Source organism: Pedobacter sp. L105 (genome assembly GCF_009765875.1).
In the GTDB taxonomy this organism is placed as follows: domain Bacteria; phylum Bacteroidota; class Bacteroidia; order Sphingobacteriales; family Sphingobacteriaceae; genus Pedobacter.
In genome coordinates, this window is record NZ_LMUP01000004.1 from 1112974 (window position 1) to 1129354 (window position 16381).

Genomic DNA, 16381 nt, shown 5'->3' on the forward strand with positions numbered 1-16381 from the left:
TGAAAACTATGGAAAAGATTAACATCCTCATTGTTGATGACAGACCCGAAAATATTGTAGCCTTAGAGGCACTATTGCAGCGGGACGATGTAAACCTTGTTTCCACTACCCTGCCTAATGAAGCGCTGCGCTTAGCCTGGGAAATGGATATTGCTATCGCACTGGTGGATGTGCAGATGCCGGAAATGGATGGTTTTGAGTTGGTAGAGATTTTAAAAAGTAATCCCAGGACCAAAGACATTCTGGTGATTTTTGTGACCGCTATTTCTACGGATGCTAAATATGCAGTTAAAGGCCTCAATGCAGGTGCCGTTGACTATTTATATAAACCTCTCAACCCCTATGTTACTTCTGCTAAGGTAGATTCCTTTATACAATTTGTAAGAAACCAGCGTGATATTGTTAAAAAGAATAAAGAGCTGGAAGCTTATCAGAAGGAACTCATCAAGGCTAAAGAACTGGCAGAACAGGGGAAAAAGATAAAAGAAAACTTCCTGGCCAATATGAGCCATGAGATTCGTACCCCTATTAACGGGATCATTGGTTTAACCCACCTGCTGGAGCAAAGTGAGCTGAATGCCGAACAGCGGGAAATGATTGCTTTAATGGAGATTTCTTCCAACTCTCTACTGGGGGTAATCAATGATATCCTCGACCTATCCAAAATAGAGGCAGGAAAATTCAAGATCAACCGTGCGCCTACAGATCTGGTGATGATCTGCCATTCGGTGATCAACCTGTTACGGATCAGGGCAAAAGAAAAACACCTGGAGCTGATTACACAGTTTCATCCGGATCTGCCAAAAACCATCCTGGCAGATTCACTCCGGTTGAATCAGATCATGATGAACCTGATTGGCAACGCCATTAAATTTACCAGCAGTGGCAGCGTGACCTTAAAAGTTGATATCCTTGCCCGCAGAGGCAGCAGTATACAGATCAGAATTTCTGTTATAGATACCGGCATAGGTATCCCGGAAAACAGGATGGGTAAAATATTTGAATCTTTTGAACAGGCAGATGATAACACGACACTTAATTTTGGAGGAACAGGCCTTGGCTTGTCCATTGTAAAGAATCTGGCCCATTTAAAAGGAGGCGAGCTAACGCTGGACAGTATAGAAGGTGTAGGCAGTACTTTCAAGTTTAGCAATTGGTATGAAGTTCTGGATGATAACCCCGAAAATCAGGGAAGGACAACGGAAAAACTCCTGCCTTTTGAAAACGTAAGGATACTGGTAGCGGAAGATAATCCAATTAATAAATTTCTGATCGTTAAGATTTTAAAGGGCTGGAATATTGTGGCCGATGTAGTTGAAAACGGAAAAGAAGCAATAGATAAACTAAGAGAGAATGACTACGACCTGATCCTGATGGATACTTTTATGCCGGTAATGAATGGCCTGGAAGCAACAAAACTGATCAGACAGGATGAGGTAGAAGGTAAAAAAGACATCCCTATCATTACTTTTTCGGCAGCGGTGATGGAGAATGATAAAAAAGCAGCGATAGATGCCGGAGCAGATGATGTGCTGAGCAAGCCTTTTGAACTGGGAATTTTACATGAGAAAATTACACAGTATAAAGACAAAAAGACATTAACGCTTTAGTTTATTGATTAAAAGCCGTCATGGTTTGCGCTGGTCCTATAGTTACAAAACTCTGGATCAGTGCAACACTTTTATCGATCAGCGCCGGTATTTCGAGTTTTTCGTCCTTGTCAAAGGTTCCCAGTACATAATCTATTTGACGGCCTTTGGCAAAATTATCACCTATACCAAAGCGAAGGCGCGGATAAGCTTGCCCTCCGCAGAGTTCTTCAATACTTTTTAAGCCGTTATGGCCCGCACTGCTGCCTTTTAATTTAAGCCGTAATTTACCCAACGGCAGCGCCAGGTCATCTACTACTACCAATACATTTTCCAATGGGATATTTAAGTCCTTCATCCAGTAATTGACAGCCTTGCCACTTAAATTCATAAAAGTAGTAGGTTTGATGACATGCAGTTTTTTTCCTTTCCAGGAAACTTCTGAGTAGTAGGCCAGGCGTATATTGGAGAATGATCCTCCCAATTGTTTAACCAGTTCATCTGCAATATCAAAACCAATGTTATGTCTTGTATGGGCATATTCAGGTCCGATATTTCCCAGTCCAACGATTAAATATTTCATTCTTATGCTTAATTATATACTCCTCAATTTTCAAAGATAACTTTTCTTCTGTATCTCCCATCCAGCAAAAAGCCCGGACATAAAAAAACAGTACTGAGATCAGTACTGTTTTTAAATTTCTGATACAGATCAGCTTATTTTTTACCGCCTTGTTGCTCTGCTTGTTTCAGTGCTCTAGACATACCTACAGATACGATAGTATCTTCAGGAGTGTTGGTAACTGCATAAGCGCCTTTTGCAAGGTCACGTACACGGAATAAGTTTCCTACTTCTAATTTAGAAATGCTTACTTCAACTGTTTGCGGCATATCTTTTGGTAAAGATTTAACGCGAAGTTTACGTAATTTCTGAACTAATTTACCACCCATTTTAACACCTGGAGAAGTTCCGGTTAATTTGATAGGGATTTCCATGATGATCTCTTTGTCGTCAAACAACTGAAGAAAATCTACGTGTAATAATAATTCAGTTAATGGGTGAAACTGTAATTCTTTTATGATCGCTTTGGTTTTTGTACCATTGATATCAATTTCTAAATAGTTGGCTTCAGGAGTATAAATAGCATCTTTTAAATCGGTTGCTACTACAGCAAAATGTGCTTGTTCTTTACCACCATACAATACTGCAGGAACCTTGCCTTCATAGCGAAGCTCTTTAGCATCGCGTTTCCCTACGTTCTCTCTTGGAGAACCGCTAATTGCGATTATTTTCATCTTTTTTTTAATTGTGATGAAGCTTTCGTGATCTGAATTGACCAACCGGCTTTCATCTGTTATTTATTGTTATTAATTATTCTACTTTAAAAAGTTCACTCAGTGAACCATGTTCATTTGCAATTGCAATTGCTTTTGCAAATAATTCTGCCGTGCTCAATACCCTGATTTTTGAACTTACCTGTTTTAAAGGAATGGTATCCGTTACAATCAGTTCAGTCAGCATAGAGTTTTCAACCGTATCATACGCATTGCCCGATAATACCGGGTGTGTACAAACTGCCCTTACGCTTCTTGCACCTTTTTCCATGATCAGTGCCGCAGCTTTAGCCAATGTACCTGCTGTATCAATGATATCATCGATCAGTACAATGTCCATTCCTGTTACATCACCAATAATTGACATGGATTCAATTTCATTGGCACGTTTACGTCGTTTATCACAGATTACTACTTCTGCATTAAAGAATTTTGCAAATGTACGGGCCCTGTAAGATCCGCCCATATCAGGAGAAGCGATGGTCAGGTTTGTTAAGCCCAGGCTTTTGATATAAGGAACAAAGATGATTGACGCATCAAGGTGATCCATAGGAACATCAAAAAAACCTTGTATTTGTGCTGCATGCAGGTCCATGGTCATGATACGATGGATACCGGCAGTTTTAAGCAAGTCAGCTACCAGTTTCGCACCAATTGCCTGACGCGGCCTGTCTTTTCTATCCTGTCTGGCCAAACCATAATAAGGAACAATAGCCGTAATGTAATGCGCAGAAGCTCTCTTCGCGGCATCAATCATGAGCAGCAATTCCATTAAATTATCTGAAGGCTGATAGGTTGACTGAATCAGGAATACGTCACATCCTCTTACGGATTCATCGTAAGCAGGTTGAAATTCACCATCGCTAAATCTGCTTAAGGTTACACCTCCAAGAGGCTTGCCGTAAGATTCGGCAATCTTGTGTGCTAATTCTTTTGTACCGCTGCCGGCAAAAAGTTTAACTGGATTGAATTGCAATGGCATGATTAGACGGGTATCAATGCTTGGTTAAAAAAAAATCGGATTGTGTTTTTCTTCACAATCCGAATATTGTTTAGTTGCCCGACCAGGATTCGAACCTAGACAAACGGTACCAAAAACCGTTGTACTACCTTTATACTATCGGGCAATCTTCTTCAAACTAACCGTGGGTTGTTTTGAATGGAATGCAAATCTACGCAGATTTTTCATATTTGCAAATCCTTCAGCAAAAAAAATGAAAATAATTCAAATCGCATTTTTTATGGGCATCCAGCAGGTTAATTTTTGTTAATGTGAGAGCAGTTATGTACAACTATCAATCTATTTGATTATTTTCGAGCGCATTTTTAGAGCCAAAAATTAGATTAAGATTAAAATGAACTACTCAAAAATTAATAACCTTACCGGATGGCTATGTTTTTTCATAGCTACACTCACCTATATACTCACCCTGGAGCCCTCCGTTAGTTTCTGGGATTGTGGAGAGTTTATAGCGTCTGCACTCAGAATGCAGGTAGTGCATCAACCCGGTGCCCCCCTATTTTTAATGATACAGCGCTTCTTTTCGCTATTTGCTTTCGGCGATCTGCATAAAATAGCTTATTTCATGAATGTTGGTTCAGCGATGGCCAGCGGGGCAACTATCTTATTCCTGTTCTGGACAATTACAGCACTGGCTAAGAAAATGGTGATTAAGAGTGGTAAAGAATTAACCATGACCAATATGATCACGATCATGGGTGCAGGAGCAGTTGGTGCATTAGCCTATGCTTATTCTGATAGTTTTTGGTTTTCGGCAGTAGAATCTGAGGTTTATGCCCTTTCTTCTTTATTTACAGCTATAGTATTCTGGGGTATTTTAAAATGGGAAGCAAATGCTGATGAGCCTAGAGGCGACAGATGGCTGCTCTTCATTGCTTATATCATGGGTTTATCCATTGGTATCCACTTACTGAACTTACTGACCATTCCTGCAATGGCTTTTGTATATTACTTTAAGAAAAACGAACATCCTACCAACCTGGGTGTGATCAAGACCTTTTTTGTAGGTGTATTGATCCTGGCCTTTGTGCAGTATGGTATTATACAATATACCATCTCTTTTGGTGCCTATTTTGACCTCTTCTTCGTGAATACTTTAGGAATGGGATTCGGATCTGGCGTAACTTTCTTCGTCCTCCTGCTGATTGTTGGTTTTACCCTGGGAATCAGGTATTCCATCAAACATCAGAACAAGATCCTAAACATGGTTTTACTGTCTACAGTACTGATCATTTTTGGTTATTGCTCTTTTGCGATGATCATTATCCGCTCTAAAGCAAATCCTAACCTGAACAACAGTAATCCTGATAATGCTTTCTCTTTTTTAAGTTACCTGAACAGGGAACAATATGGAGACCGTCCTCTGCTGTTTGGACCGAATTACAATTCCGAAAAAACAAACATTACTGAAGGTAAAAACATCTATAGAAAAGGTGATACCAAGTATGAAGTTGCCGGTAAGAAAACAGATTACGAATATGACAGAACTACTCCTTTCCCAAGGATGTATAGTGACGAACCACAACACGTACAAGAGTATAAAAGCCTGATGGGCTTTGATGACACCCATTTCCCGGGTTTAATTGACAACATCAATTACTTGTTTAAATACCAGATTGGTAATATGTATATGCGTTATTTCATGTGGAATTTCGTAGGTCGTCAGAATGATGAACAGGGTGCCGGTGTCTACCAGGGCCAGTTCCTGAGTGGGGTTAAACCTATTGATGCCATGATGCTGGGAGATCAGAGCCACTTACCTCCGTCTATCGTTGATAGCAGTGCATACAACCGCTTTTTCTTCCTTCCATTGATCCTTGGATTGCTGGGAGCTGTTTGGCATTTCAAACGTAACCAGAAAGATGCAGGTATCGTAGGATTATTGTTCTTCTTTACGGGAATAGCTATCGTATTGTATCTGAACCAGAAACCCCTGGAACCAAGAGAACGTGATTACGCTTATACCGGATCTTTTTATGCCTTCTCTATATGGATAGGTTTTGCCGTATTTGCCCTGAAGGACTGGGTGTTTAATAAATTGAATGCACAGAATGGAGCAATTGCTGCAACAGTGGTTTCCCTTTGCGGAGCTCCATTGATTATGGGCGAGCAGGGATGGGATGACCACGACCGTTCTTCTAAACTGGTAGCACATGATATTGCACTGGATTATTTAGAGTCCTGCGCACCAAATGCCATCCTGTTTACTTACGGAGATAATGATACTTACCCGCTTTGGTATGCACAGGAAGTAGAGCAAATCAGACCTGATGTTCGTTTAGTGAACCTGAGTTTGTTTGACACTGACTGGTATATTGATGGAATGAAACGCAAGCAGAATGAATCTGCCCCTCTTCCAATCAGCATGAAACCTGCACAGTACGTACAGGGTGTAAGGGACGTGATGTATTATCAGGATTATAAAATTGCTGGTCCGGTGGAACTGCAAAACATCCTTGATGTGTTATTATCAGATGATGATGCTGACAAAATCCCATTGCAGAATGGAACTAAAGAAAACTTTATCCCGACTAAAAACTTCAAGTTAACGATTAACAAAGCTGAAGTATTAAGTACAGGAACTGTAAAAGCTGCCGATTCTGCGAAGATCATCCCTGCAATGACATGGACCTTTAATAAAGGATATGTAACCAAAGGTACACTGGCCATGCTGGACATCCTGGTTCATAACCACTGGAAAAGACCGATTTATTTTGCAAGTACAGTACCTTCAGATCAGTTTAATGGTTTGGACAACTACTTATATACAGAAGGTTTGGCCATGCGCCTGTTACCACTTAAAATTGATTCAGCTGGCGGCAGGGCAGAACTGGTAAATACGGATATCCTTTACCATAACCTTTACACTAAATTTAAGTGGGGAAATGTAAAAAATGCTAAATACCTGGATCCGCAGTCTGCAGATGATATCTCTATCTTTAACAATGTATTCAATACTGCTATTAGCGGATTGATCAAAGAAGGAAAGATTGTAGATGCCAAAAAAGTAGTAGCCCGCTATTTCGAAGTAATGCCTGATAGATTCTACGGCATGCGCTCGATGATGGGAACTTACTTCCTGGCCGAGAACTTATATGCTTTAGGTGATACCCAGCGTGCAAATGCACTGGTTGTAAAATGTGCCGATTATATCCAGAAAGAACTTGTTTATCTTTCTGATGTATCCAAAAGCAAAGGCAGATTTGTTGGCGGACAGAATGTTCAGCTAGGACTGCAATTCTTAAACCAAATGGTTAAAACCACTTCAGAACAGAAACAAACAAAACTGTCTCAGCAGTTGAATCAGCAGTTCCAGTTACTGGAATCAGATTTCGCGATGTACTTCTCTCAACAGCCACAACCAGGCCAGCAGCCTCAGGGCGGTGGAGATCAGTAAGCTGATTAGCAAATAACGAATAAAAAAGAGGGCTGCGACTTCAAAATCGCAGCCCTCTTTTTTATTCGTTATTTTTTAAAGTTTGTTATTTATGTAATCGGAGATTACCGATTCATAATTTTCAAACTCACTGTTATGCGTATTTTTAAGCACATAAACAGCCTGATGTAACAGGTTTTTCTTCAACACATTGTATTCTGAAGAAATATCAGCGTCTACTAAAAAATCGGTCATATTGTTAAAAAAACCTGCCTCTCCTTCAGCATATGATGTTTTTACATACATCCAGTTATATATAATAGTACGGTTATAAGTATCTACAGGTAAAGTTTCCAAAAACTCTTTAAAGAAAAATTCATCATAAAATCTATCATCATATATATTGCTTTCCATAGTTTTAGTATTCAGCATGGCCAGCTGAATGAATACAGCATCACATGTGCTCTCCATTAACTGACGGATTTTGACTATTTTTTTATGGTCCCAGTCTGCTACATACAGGCCTTCAGCAGATCCGGTAATTAAAAACCGGATGATATTCCGGATTAAATTGAACCCCTCCATGTACCTCCCTGCAGAGATCAGTATCCTGGAAATATTTTGTAACTGCTCAATTCTTCTGAAGATTAAAACGTAGTATCCTTCTTTTTCAAGTTCTATACTCCTACTCAGTCCACCCACCAGTAAATGAATGGCCTTATCAAATTCATTTGTCTTGTAATAATAGTTGGCCCAGGCAGAGACCTTAAAAAGGTTGGTTAACCGAAGCGCCTCGCCATCCAATGTATCATCTAAATGATCTGCCAGACAAAGTGTATCCAGCGCTTCCTGAATATCATTCTTACGGCATTTTACCACCCCTCTAAAGTAAGCATCAGTTACTGCCGATATCCGGTTATTAACTTCAGCACCCAGGTTTTGAGTAGCAACCATATTCAAAAGGATGCTAAATGTTCCGCGCTGAGATTTAAGGAGCGCTGTATTCTCCGGAGTATTTCTTTCTACCTTTAATCTATCAATAAAGGTGATGACGTTGTTCTTCATATAGTTATTGATTTAATTTCCCAATTCAAGCTGATTTTTTATGAGCTCGTAATAAAAGCCCCTTTTTTCTACCAGGGTGGTATGATTGCCTTGTTCAATGACATTGCCATTATCTAAGACCAGGATATTGTCTGCATTTTTTACTGTACTCAACCGGTGGGCAACAATTAGCACCGTTTTTCCCTCAAAAAATGTGTATAATCTTTCCATAATTACCTTTTCATTTGAAGAGTCCAGCGAACTTGTTGCCTCATCTAAAAATATATACTCAGGATTTTTATATACCATCCGGGCAATTAAAACACGTTGACGCTGCCCTCCGCTTAATCCCTTTCCATCTTCGCCTATTTTTGTATAAAGCCCCAATGGCTGGCTTTTGATGTAATCGTCGATGTTGGCGATATGAATGGCCCGTTCCATTGCTTTTGGATTGTTAAATTCCTCATTTAATGCAATGTTATTGGCTATCGTATCAGAGAAAACAAAACCTTCCTGCATCACAACACCACAGTGCTGACGCCAGAAGCGGGGACTGATCTGACTAAAAGACATATTATCCAAATAGATATCACCCGAAGTTGGGGTACTGATTTTTTGAAGGAGTTTGAGGATGGTTGTTTTACCGCTCCCGCTGCTGCCTACAATTGCTGTTGTTTTACCACCGGGTATGGTAAAATCAATATCTTTCAGAACTGGTTTATTTCCGGCTCCCGGATAAACAAAACTCATGTTTTTTATATGAAGGCTTCTGCCCGGAGGAAGCTCATGCAGATAATCTTTATTAACTGACTCCTCATCTTCGAGATATTCAATTTGTGCCAGGCGATCCATACTGATTTGCGCATCCTGATAGGCTTGCAGAAATGTAGCCAGCTGAATAATGGGTGCATTCATCTGACCAATTATAAACTGGATGGCCATCATATCACCCAGGGTAACCTGTTTATCAATAACCAAACGGGTAGCTAAAAAAAGTATAAATATATTTTTTGCCTGATTAATGAAGGTAGCGCCAACCTGCTGATATTGGTTAAGGGAAAGGGTACTTACATTTAAGCGGAATAGTTTAGCCTGAATACCCTCCCATTCCCATATTTTTTTTGTGCCGCAATCGTTAACTTTAATTTCGTGGATGCCATTAACCAGTTGTAAGGTCTTCGCCCTGTTCTGCGCCAGCAGTTCGAACCTTTTAAAATCCAGCTTTTTCCTCTTTTCAAGAAAAAGATAAATCCATCCAAAATAAATAAGACTTCCAACAATAAATATGATACATATAGCAGGACTGTAAATAAACAACACAATGCTGAATACGAAAAAAGCAATCATCATAAACAGGGTATTCAAAGTAGTTCCTGTTAGTAAATTCTCAATGCGGTTATGGTCTTCTATCCTTTGCAGAATGTCACTATTGAGTTTAGTATCAAAAAATGACAGCGGCAAACGCAATAATTTACCGAGAAAGCCTGAAAGTATAGACAGGTTAACCCTGGAAGTAATGTGTAATAAAATCCAGCCCCGAAGTAATTCAACGGAGGTTTGTCCCAGGGTCATTAACAGCTGTCCAAACAAAATAATATAAATGAAATGGACGTCACTTCCTTTTACACCTACATCCACCAAAGATTTAGTTAAAAAAGGAAAGATCAGCTGGATGACCGCTCCTGCCAGCAAACCTGCACCTAATTGCTTCACGAGCTTCTTATAATGCCATATATGTTTGAGTAAGACCGTCATACTCTCTTTTTTTTCGATCTTATCGTCTTCAGTAAGATAAAAGTCGGGAGTTGGACTGAGTAAAAGCACAATACCTGCAGCCTTCTGGTTAATCTGGGTATATGCCCAGTTGCTTAGAAATTCTTCATGTGTATAAATATTAAGACCATTGGCCGGGTCGGAAATAAAAACCTTCTTTTTAGTAATTTTATAGACTACCACAAAGTGGTTTTTCCTCCAGTGGACAATACAGGGCAGTTGTCCGCGTTTTTCCAGCTTTTCGAAGGTGATATTTCCTCCTACAGACTGTATCCCGATTTTTTCGGCCGCCCTGCTGATACCCAATAAGGAAACACCCGTTTTTCCAATCTGGGACAGGGTTCTGATCTTATTAATTGAAAAGAATTTACCATAAAACTTTGTGATGATCTGTAGGCACGTAGGACCACAGTCCATTACATCATGTTGCTTATAATGCGGAAAATTAGCGAGTATCATCTTAGTTAATTATAAAGGGTTATTCAGGAATCAAAACTTTCTTTATCAAAGGAAAAATTATATATTTATCTACCAGCCTTTTTTCGACCAAATCACAAAATACAATGACCAAGTGAAGCATATGATTTCAACGCCGAGTCCGAACATCCTGCAGCAAATAAAATATACTTTGCCGGTGCGGATTTTACTACATCTTTCACTATGGGTTCTATTGGGCTGCATGTATTACCGGGGATACAGGAAGTTTGACGAAAATCTGGGCTGGTTCCTGGTATTTAAAGACCTGATAGCTGTAATGAGCATTTTTTACGTTGGCTCTTATTTCGTTTTAGACCGCTATTTGTTTACGGGAAAGTTTTTCAGGAGTTTTTTATTTGTTGTATGCTGTTATATCTGGTGGGCCCTGCTTACTTACCTAGTTTGCCTGTACCTAAAAGACATTGTTACATCTTCCTCAAAACTATATGCATATGTTCAATTTGTATATAAAAGCGGATTAAGCGGGGTTGTATCCTTCAAAATGCTTTCATTTAATTTTCTTGATTTTTTATATCTTATTTTCCCGCCTTTAAGTATTAAGCTGATCAAATCAATTATTGCACAAAGTAATATGAGGATCATGCTGGAGAGGGACAACCTGAATTTAGAAATCAATTTTTTGAAGGCCCAGATCAATCCCCATTTCCTGTTTAATACCTTAAACAATATATACCGGATGATCAATAAACAAGATCCTCAAACCGGCCCCATGGTTTTGCATTTAGCCGGGTTGATGCGTTACACACTCTATGAATCTAATGATCAGGAAGTTTTACTTTCCAGGGAAATTGAATTTATAAGGGACTATCTGGAGCTGGAAAGTATTCGTTATGGCGATGAAGTAAATATTGATATCCAGATTGAAAAACCTTTAGAAAAACAGCTTATTGTCCCCCTGATTATTTTCCCGTTTATAGAGAATGCCTTTAAACATGGACCTGATGCAAGTATAGAGTCGGCCTGGATAAAAATACATTTGAAAACAGTGCAAAACCAGCTTCAATTTGAGGTTTCAAATAGTAAGTCGGGCAACTTAATAAAAGGGAAATTTGGAGGTCTTGGAATTGCCAACATAAAAAAACGACTGTTAATACATTATCCGGATAGACATAAACTTACTATCCATGACGAAACAGATCAGTACTTAGTAAAACTTACAATCGACTTAAATAAATAACTATGGCTCTCAAATGTCTTATACTGGATGATGAACCTCTCGCGCGGGAAACGCTTGAAGAATATATCTCAAAAATACCTTATCTCGAACTGGTAAAAAGTTGTAAACATGTATTCGAAGCCATAGAAATTCTGCAGCATGAAAAAATAGATGTCTTGTTTTCTGATATCCACATGCCCGAAGTAAATGGCATTGAGTTAATCAGGATGTTACAATATCGCCCTTATGTGGTTTTTATCACTGCCTACCCTAATTATGCAGTAGAAGGTTTTGACCTGGATATTGTAGACTATATTGTTAAGCCCTTCTCTTTTGAGCGTTTTATGAAGGCTGTAAATAAATGTTTAAACCAGAGCCAGAAAAAAACCAATAAATTGGGTAATGAGCAATCCGAATATTTATTTTTAAAGGATGGCGCTAAATTACACAGGGTACTATTTGATGAAATATGTTATATAGAAGGCATGAAAGACTACATTAAAGTAGTGCTTAAAGACCGTGTCATTATTACCCACCTCACGATGAAAAGAGTGGAAGACCAATTGCCTGAAGATCGCTTTTTCCGTATTCAAAAGTCTTACATAATTAATATTAACCGCCTGAAGTTTATCAGCGGGAATATGGCTGAGCTTCACGACATCAGTGAAAAACTTCCTATTGGAAAACAATACAAAGACCTGATTTTTGAAAAATTCGGTTTAAATAATGATTAGTTGAAAATATGCCTTAAAATGGTTTTATCGTCCAGGTTTAAGACCAGTTTTCCCTTGATTGTTAAGATTGACAAATATGTTTCTTCAAGTGATTTACCTGATTGGGGTTCTATGATACCTGAAAAGCCAAGGATATTGTTGGCCTTTGGCAGACCAAATGAAGTGATTTTGCCAATAATATTCCTATTGTTTTCTATTTGATCATCGGGAATTATGGTAAAGACAGTTCCTTTATGAATAGACAGAAACCTGGCATAATCTAAACCTACATCCCCTTTAAATCCAAAAACACCATTTGACGGAACCAGCATTGCAAGAGTGTCTGCAGGATGGCGGTTTTTAAGTGCGTCGCGGTCATAGAATATTTTGCCCGTGAATGGGGCATTAATCATCTGACTATTGTTATTCTGTTTTGTTAAAGCGATAGGATCACCTTTTTTCACCTGCTCACCTGATGCTTTTAAAAAGCGTATCACACTCATATTTCCGGTAATAGGAAAGATGGTTTTTTCCCGAAATATTATTACCGGGATCACATGTTTATCAGAATAGCTGGTGAAGGCCGATAAAGCAAGGAGAATCAACAGGAGCAATAACAAGCTGCTTCCGCCCGACTTTAACAACCATTTTGGTGGTTGTCCCACAATTTCATTGATTTCGGCACTGTATTGATGTTCCTGATTTTCCATTGTCGGTAGATTTAAACTTTTATTAATTGTACTTGTTTACCCCTGGCGATACAGCCCTGATAATACTTAGTTAAATAATGATAAACAACCAGTTCGTGCATACGCTGCTTAGTCACAAAAATCCGATTGAGAGACATGTGCAGAAAACTTGGAAGGAGTTCGGATAAAACTGCATCTAAATCTTCATCTGGATATTCCTGCTCATATTGTGTTTTTAAATGATGGTAGGCGGAAGTGTTTTCCACAGACCTGACTTTAAAGAAACTGATTGCTTCCGAAAGCTCTTCGTTTTCCTCCGTAAAAAAGGTATTCAGTTCCTTACTGATTAGCCTGTATTTATTATTTAATTGCTGGTTTAATGCCGTATTGCCATTAAATTCAGCAAAAAAAGCTTTTTGCATTTTATTGACCACATCATGTTTCTGATCAAGGTTCAGATTAAAGTCGCCCAACATACGGTCTATACTTGTCATGGCAAACAGCCAGCGATAATACTCCCCTTCTTCTCCCTCAATAAGATCTAAGAAGTTGATGATTGCTTTGCTATCATGATAAAAAACAGATTCACTAAAGGTTATAGTTTTTGTTCCATATCGTTCCAGCTCCTGATTATAGGTGTCATATTGAATCTTTTGAATAATTCTTTCCCCAATTAAACCTTTAAGGCCGGTATTTAGTGACTGGATAATCTGAGCCATCGTATCCGGATGATCCGGATGGAGAAAACGTATTCTTAAGTGACTTTCGGGATCGTGATAGCGTATAAAAAACCATTTCTGGATCAAATTCTTTTCACTCAGCTCAGTTACCAGCGGAAGAATATACGCTGTTAAAATCTTCTCTGACCACCTTGCTCCACAATATATTTTCACATAAGTCCATTCCGAGCCCAGGTTAAATTTACGCCTTAAAAGAGGCGTATTAACCGTTGGGTTTTTACTCTTCTCTTTTGAAACTTCTACCGCATAAAAGGGTATGACAACCTCATTTACAAATTTATCCTCTTGCGGCCCCTTAACTATTAGTGAATGCTCCTCATGCATAAATTCATACAGGATAAGCGTATTCTTCTTTACCATTTGCGCCAGCAATCTTAATCCAAAGGGGTTGGAAAAATCTAAGAGTAATTCTTTATCGCCTTCTATACTGACCACCCGTTTTGGCAGCCTGTATTTAGCAAGAAAAACTTCAAGCTCATTTTCCGACTTAATATTGTTCACTTCAGTATAAATATCAGGTGTCAATTTCCATCTGGCCCTGGTTAAAATAATATGCTTATATTCAACACGGGGTAAATAAGGCTGATCATTTAACACTCCCCAATCCCAGTTGATCACAAAATTTCCCTGCTGATGCTGTAAATCACATAAAAACTTATACACCGCTATCCCTCCATTATAATTATGGGCAGAAGAAAGCCGTGGAACAACTATCTTATTCAATCGTTTTGAACGTAAGATAACCCGGTTATTCTTTACAGAAATCATTAAATCTGTTACAGGAATCTGCCGTTCAGATGGCAGGGACGAGTTTCCCAAAAAAGGTATTTCATAATCTCTAAGCTGAGGACGCTGCAGAATATTACCAACTCTGGAATCGGGCAAATGAACAATTTCTGCAATGAGGGTATCAGCGGATAGATCCTGCTCATAACCTGCGCAATCCTTTAGCTTTTTAGCTAAGAGGGGATCGTTTTGTGCAAAACGACCTAATAAAGGCAAAGCGGAAGGTCCACAACAAGCAGAGAGGTCGAACTTAAAATCTCCATGATCGAGATCATTGGTATTCTGCGCAATAAAACTGCCTATCAAATAAAAAGTTGAAGGAATTTTATTCGTCCTTCTTGTATCAAGAGGTAGCAGATCTGCATCCGTTAAATCAATATGAGCCCCCCGGTTTTTGGAGCTTTCGAGAAATTTATTAAAGATTAACTGCCTGTATTTTGTCCAGTTGATTGTTTTGGCTTCATCCGTGTGATTGAAGACCAAATCGCTGATTAATGGTGCATGGTTATTAGCGCCTGCGCCTACCCTGTCATAACCAATACCTGCTTCATTATCCAGTGCTTCTAATAAATCGATTTCCTGATCTTCATAACGTTCAGTAAATTTTTTAATAAAATTCTGAACCCTTACAGGTGTTTTATTCTCACTAAGTACAGCAAGCTGTGTGATATCCTGTGCCAGAATATCCACCGCATTACTATTCAGATTATTTTTTTCCATACCGATATGGAGATCAGTCTGAACCAAATCTTTCATCTGGGATAATGGAAAGTTGGCTTTGATGATATGATGAATGTTAGTGCATGTTTTTACAAAATCTGCCGGGTTAAGCAATTGGGCTTCAATAGCCAAAAGCCATTGTATATAAGGATGTTCCGGATTGTGACGCTGAAGTATAGTGATCAATTTTTTATAAAACTCCTCGCCTGTAACAGTGGGCTCTAATTCTGAAACCAATATTTGGGCATTGATCACCTGATCAAGATAATTTTTAGCATCCAGAACACTCAATCCCATGTTGAGTAATTCATCAATTAAGGATTGATAGCTTGTACCATTTTTAGCTTTTTCCAGAATACAAAGTATATATTTTGATTTTTTAATCGCAACAATATAATAATGTCTCTTTTTATTGACCAGCTTGTATTCGTAGTATCTGTAAGTATTCCCCGTTCTGTACAGGCTATTATTTACATTAAAAATGAGGTTAACTTTTATTTCTTCATTTTCAGAGAAGTAACGGACAAGCTCAGCAACATAATTCATATCCAAACGCGTATACCGGGTATCTCTTAAAGTCTTCTCCCTAAGCGTTAATTCGGATACTGCATTGCTGATATTTCCAGTATTATATCCAGAGAATAATCCATATGGGGTAGCCCGGCTACTCATTCTGATCAGATATTTATATAGTGTCAGTAAGAGTTTATCTTCAATATCTTCAGCCGGTCCTGCAAGCCATTTTAATAATTCCTGATGCAGTTCGGGACTCGCCAGATAAATTGCTTCCTGCAATTCTACAGACTGGTACCTTTTATTGATCTCCTGCACAAAAATATCATGATCCTTTATCTGGTTCAGTTCAGCAAGAGATCCCATACTTCTGGCAGGAAGACGCAGCAGGTAAAAATCAAAAGGTTTTATTGTGTTTCCCATTGGTT

11 protein-coding genes and 1 tRNA gene are annotated in these 16381 nt (G+C 38.8%); 4 read left to right on the plus strand and 8 right to left on the minus strand.

Annotated elements, in window-relative coordinates:
* The first annotated feature begins 8 nt into the window (after positions 1-8).
* Positions 9-1610 (plus strand): response regulator, encoded by a 1602-nt coding sequence (locus GSQ84_RS10015; protein WP_158797071.1) that lies wholly within the window; start codon positions 9-11, stop codon positions 1608-1610.
* A 1-nt stretch (position 1611) separates the two neighbouring features.
* Here the strand turns inward: GSQ84_RS10015 and pth are convergent, their stop codons facing one another.
* The 4 genes from pth to GSQ84_RS10035 all read right to left on the minus strand — a co-directional run bounded on the left by pth (position 1612) and on the right by GSQ84_RS10035 (position 4051).
* Positions 1612-2172: an aminoacyl-tRNA hydrolase gene (gene pth / locus GSQ84_RS10020; protein ID WP_158797072.1), complete on the minus strand. Its 561-nt coding sequence runs from the start codon at positions 2170-2172 to the stop codon at positions 1612-1614.
* A gap of 134 nt (positions 2173-2306) precedes the next feature.
* On the minus strand, positions 2307-2885 hold the full coding sequence (locus GSQ84_RS10025) for a 50S ribosomal protein L25/general stress protein Ctc (RefSeq protein WP_158797073.1): 579 nt from the start codon (positions 2883-2885) through the stop codon (positions 2307-2309).
* 76 nt (positions 2886-2961) lie between these two features.
* Positions 2962-3906: a ribose-phosphate pyrophosphokinase gene (locus tag GSQ84_RS10030; protein ID WP_158797074.1), complete on the minus strand. Its 945-nt coding sequence runs from the start codon at positions 3904-3906 to the stop codon at positions 2962-2964.
* Positions 3907-3980: 74 nt separating this feature from the next.
* Positions 3981-4051: transfer RNA gene (locus tag GSQ84_RS10035), tRNA-Gln, on the minus strand.
* A 228-nt stretch (positions 4052-4279) separates the two neighbouring features.
* On the opposite strand from GSQ84_RS10035, the gene GSQ84_RS10040 reads away from it, so the two are divergent.
* Positions 4280-7342, plus strand: coding sequence for a DUF2723 domain-containing protein (locus GSQ84_RS10040; protein ID WP_158797075.1), 3063 nt, complete (start codon positions 4280-4282; stop codon positions 7340-7342).
* Positions 7343-7417: 75 nt separating this feature from the next.
* On the opposite strand, the gene GSQ84_RS10045 is transcribed toward GSQ84_RS10040, so the two are convergent.
* Together GSQ84_RS10045 and GSQ84_RS10050 are read right to left on the minus strand one after the other, a co-directional pair.
* Positions 7418-8386: a hypothetical protein gene (locus tag GSQ84_RS10045; protein WP_158797076.1), complete on the minus strand. Its 969-nt coding sequence runs from the start codon at positions 8384-8386 to the stop codon at positions 7418-7420.
* Positions 8387-8398: 12 nt separating this feature from the next.
* Positions 8399-10597, minus strand: a complete 2199-nt coding sequence (locus GSQ84_RS10050) for a peptidase domain-containing ABC transporter (protein ID WP_158797077.1) — start codon at positions 10595-10597, stop codon at positions 8399-8401.
* 121 nt (positions 10598-10718) lie between these two features.
* On the opposite strand from GSQ84_RS10050, the gene GSQ84_RS10055 reads away from it, so the two are divergent.
* Complete coding sequence (locus GSQ84_RS10055) at positions 10719-11813, plus strand: sensor histidine kinase (protein WP_158797078.1); 1095 nt, start codon at positions 10719-10721, stop codon at positions 11811-11813.
* A gap of 2 nt (positions 11814-11815) precedes the next feature.
* Positions 11816-12526 carry a LytTR family DNA-binding domain-containing protein gene (locus GSQ84_RS10060; protein ID WP_158797079.1) on the plus strand — a complete coding sequence of 237 codons (711 nt, stop codon included), beginning with the start codon at positions 11816-11818 and terminating at the stop codon, positions 12524-12526.
* Here GSQ84_RS10060 and GSQ84_RS10065 read toward each other — a convergent pair.
* Together GSQ84_RS10065 and GSQ84_RS10070 are read right to left on the minus strand one after the other, a co-directional pair.
* On the minus strand, positions 12523-13215 hold the full coding sequence (locus tag GSQ84_RS10065) for a hypothetical protein (RefSeq protein WP_158797080.1): 693 nt from the start codon (positions 13213-13215) through the stop codon (positions 12523-12525). The two genes, GSQ84_RS10060 and GSQ84_RS10065, sit on opposite strands and share 4 nt — an antisense overlap.
* Positions 13216-13226: 11 nt before the next feature.
* Complete coding sequence (locus tag GSQ84_RS10070) at positions 13227-16376, minus strand: lantibiotic dehydratase (protein WP_158797081.1); 3150 nt, start codon at positions 16374-16376, stop codon at positions 13227-13229.
* Between the last annotated feature and the right edge of the window lie 5 nt (positions 16377-16381).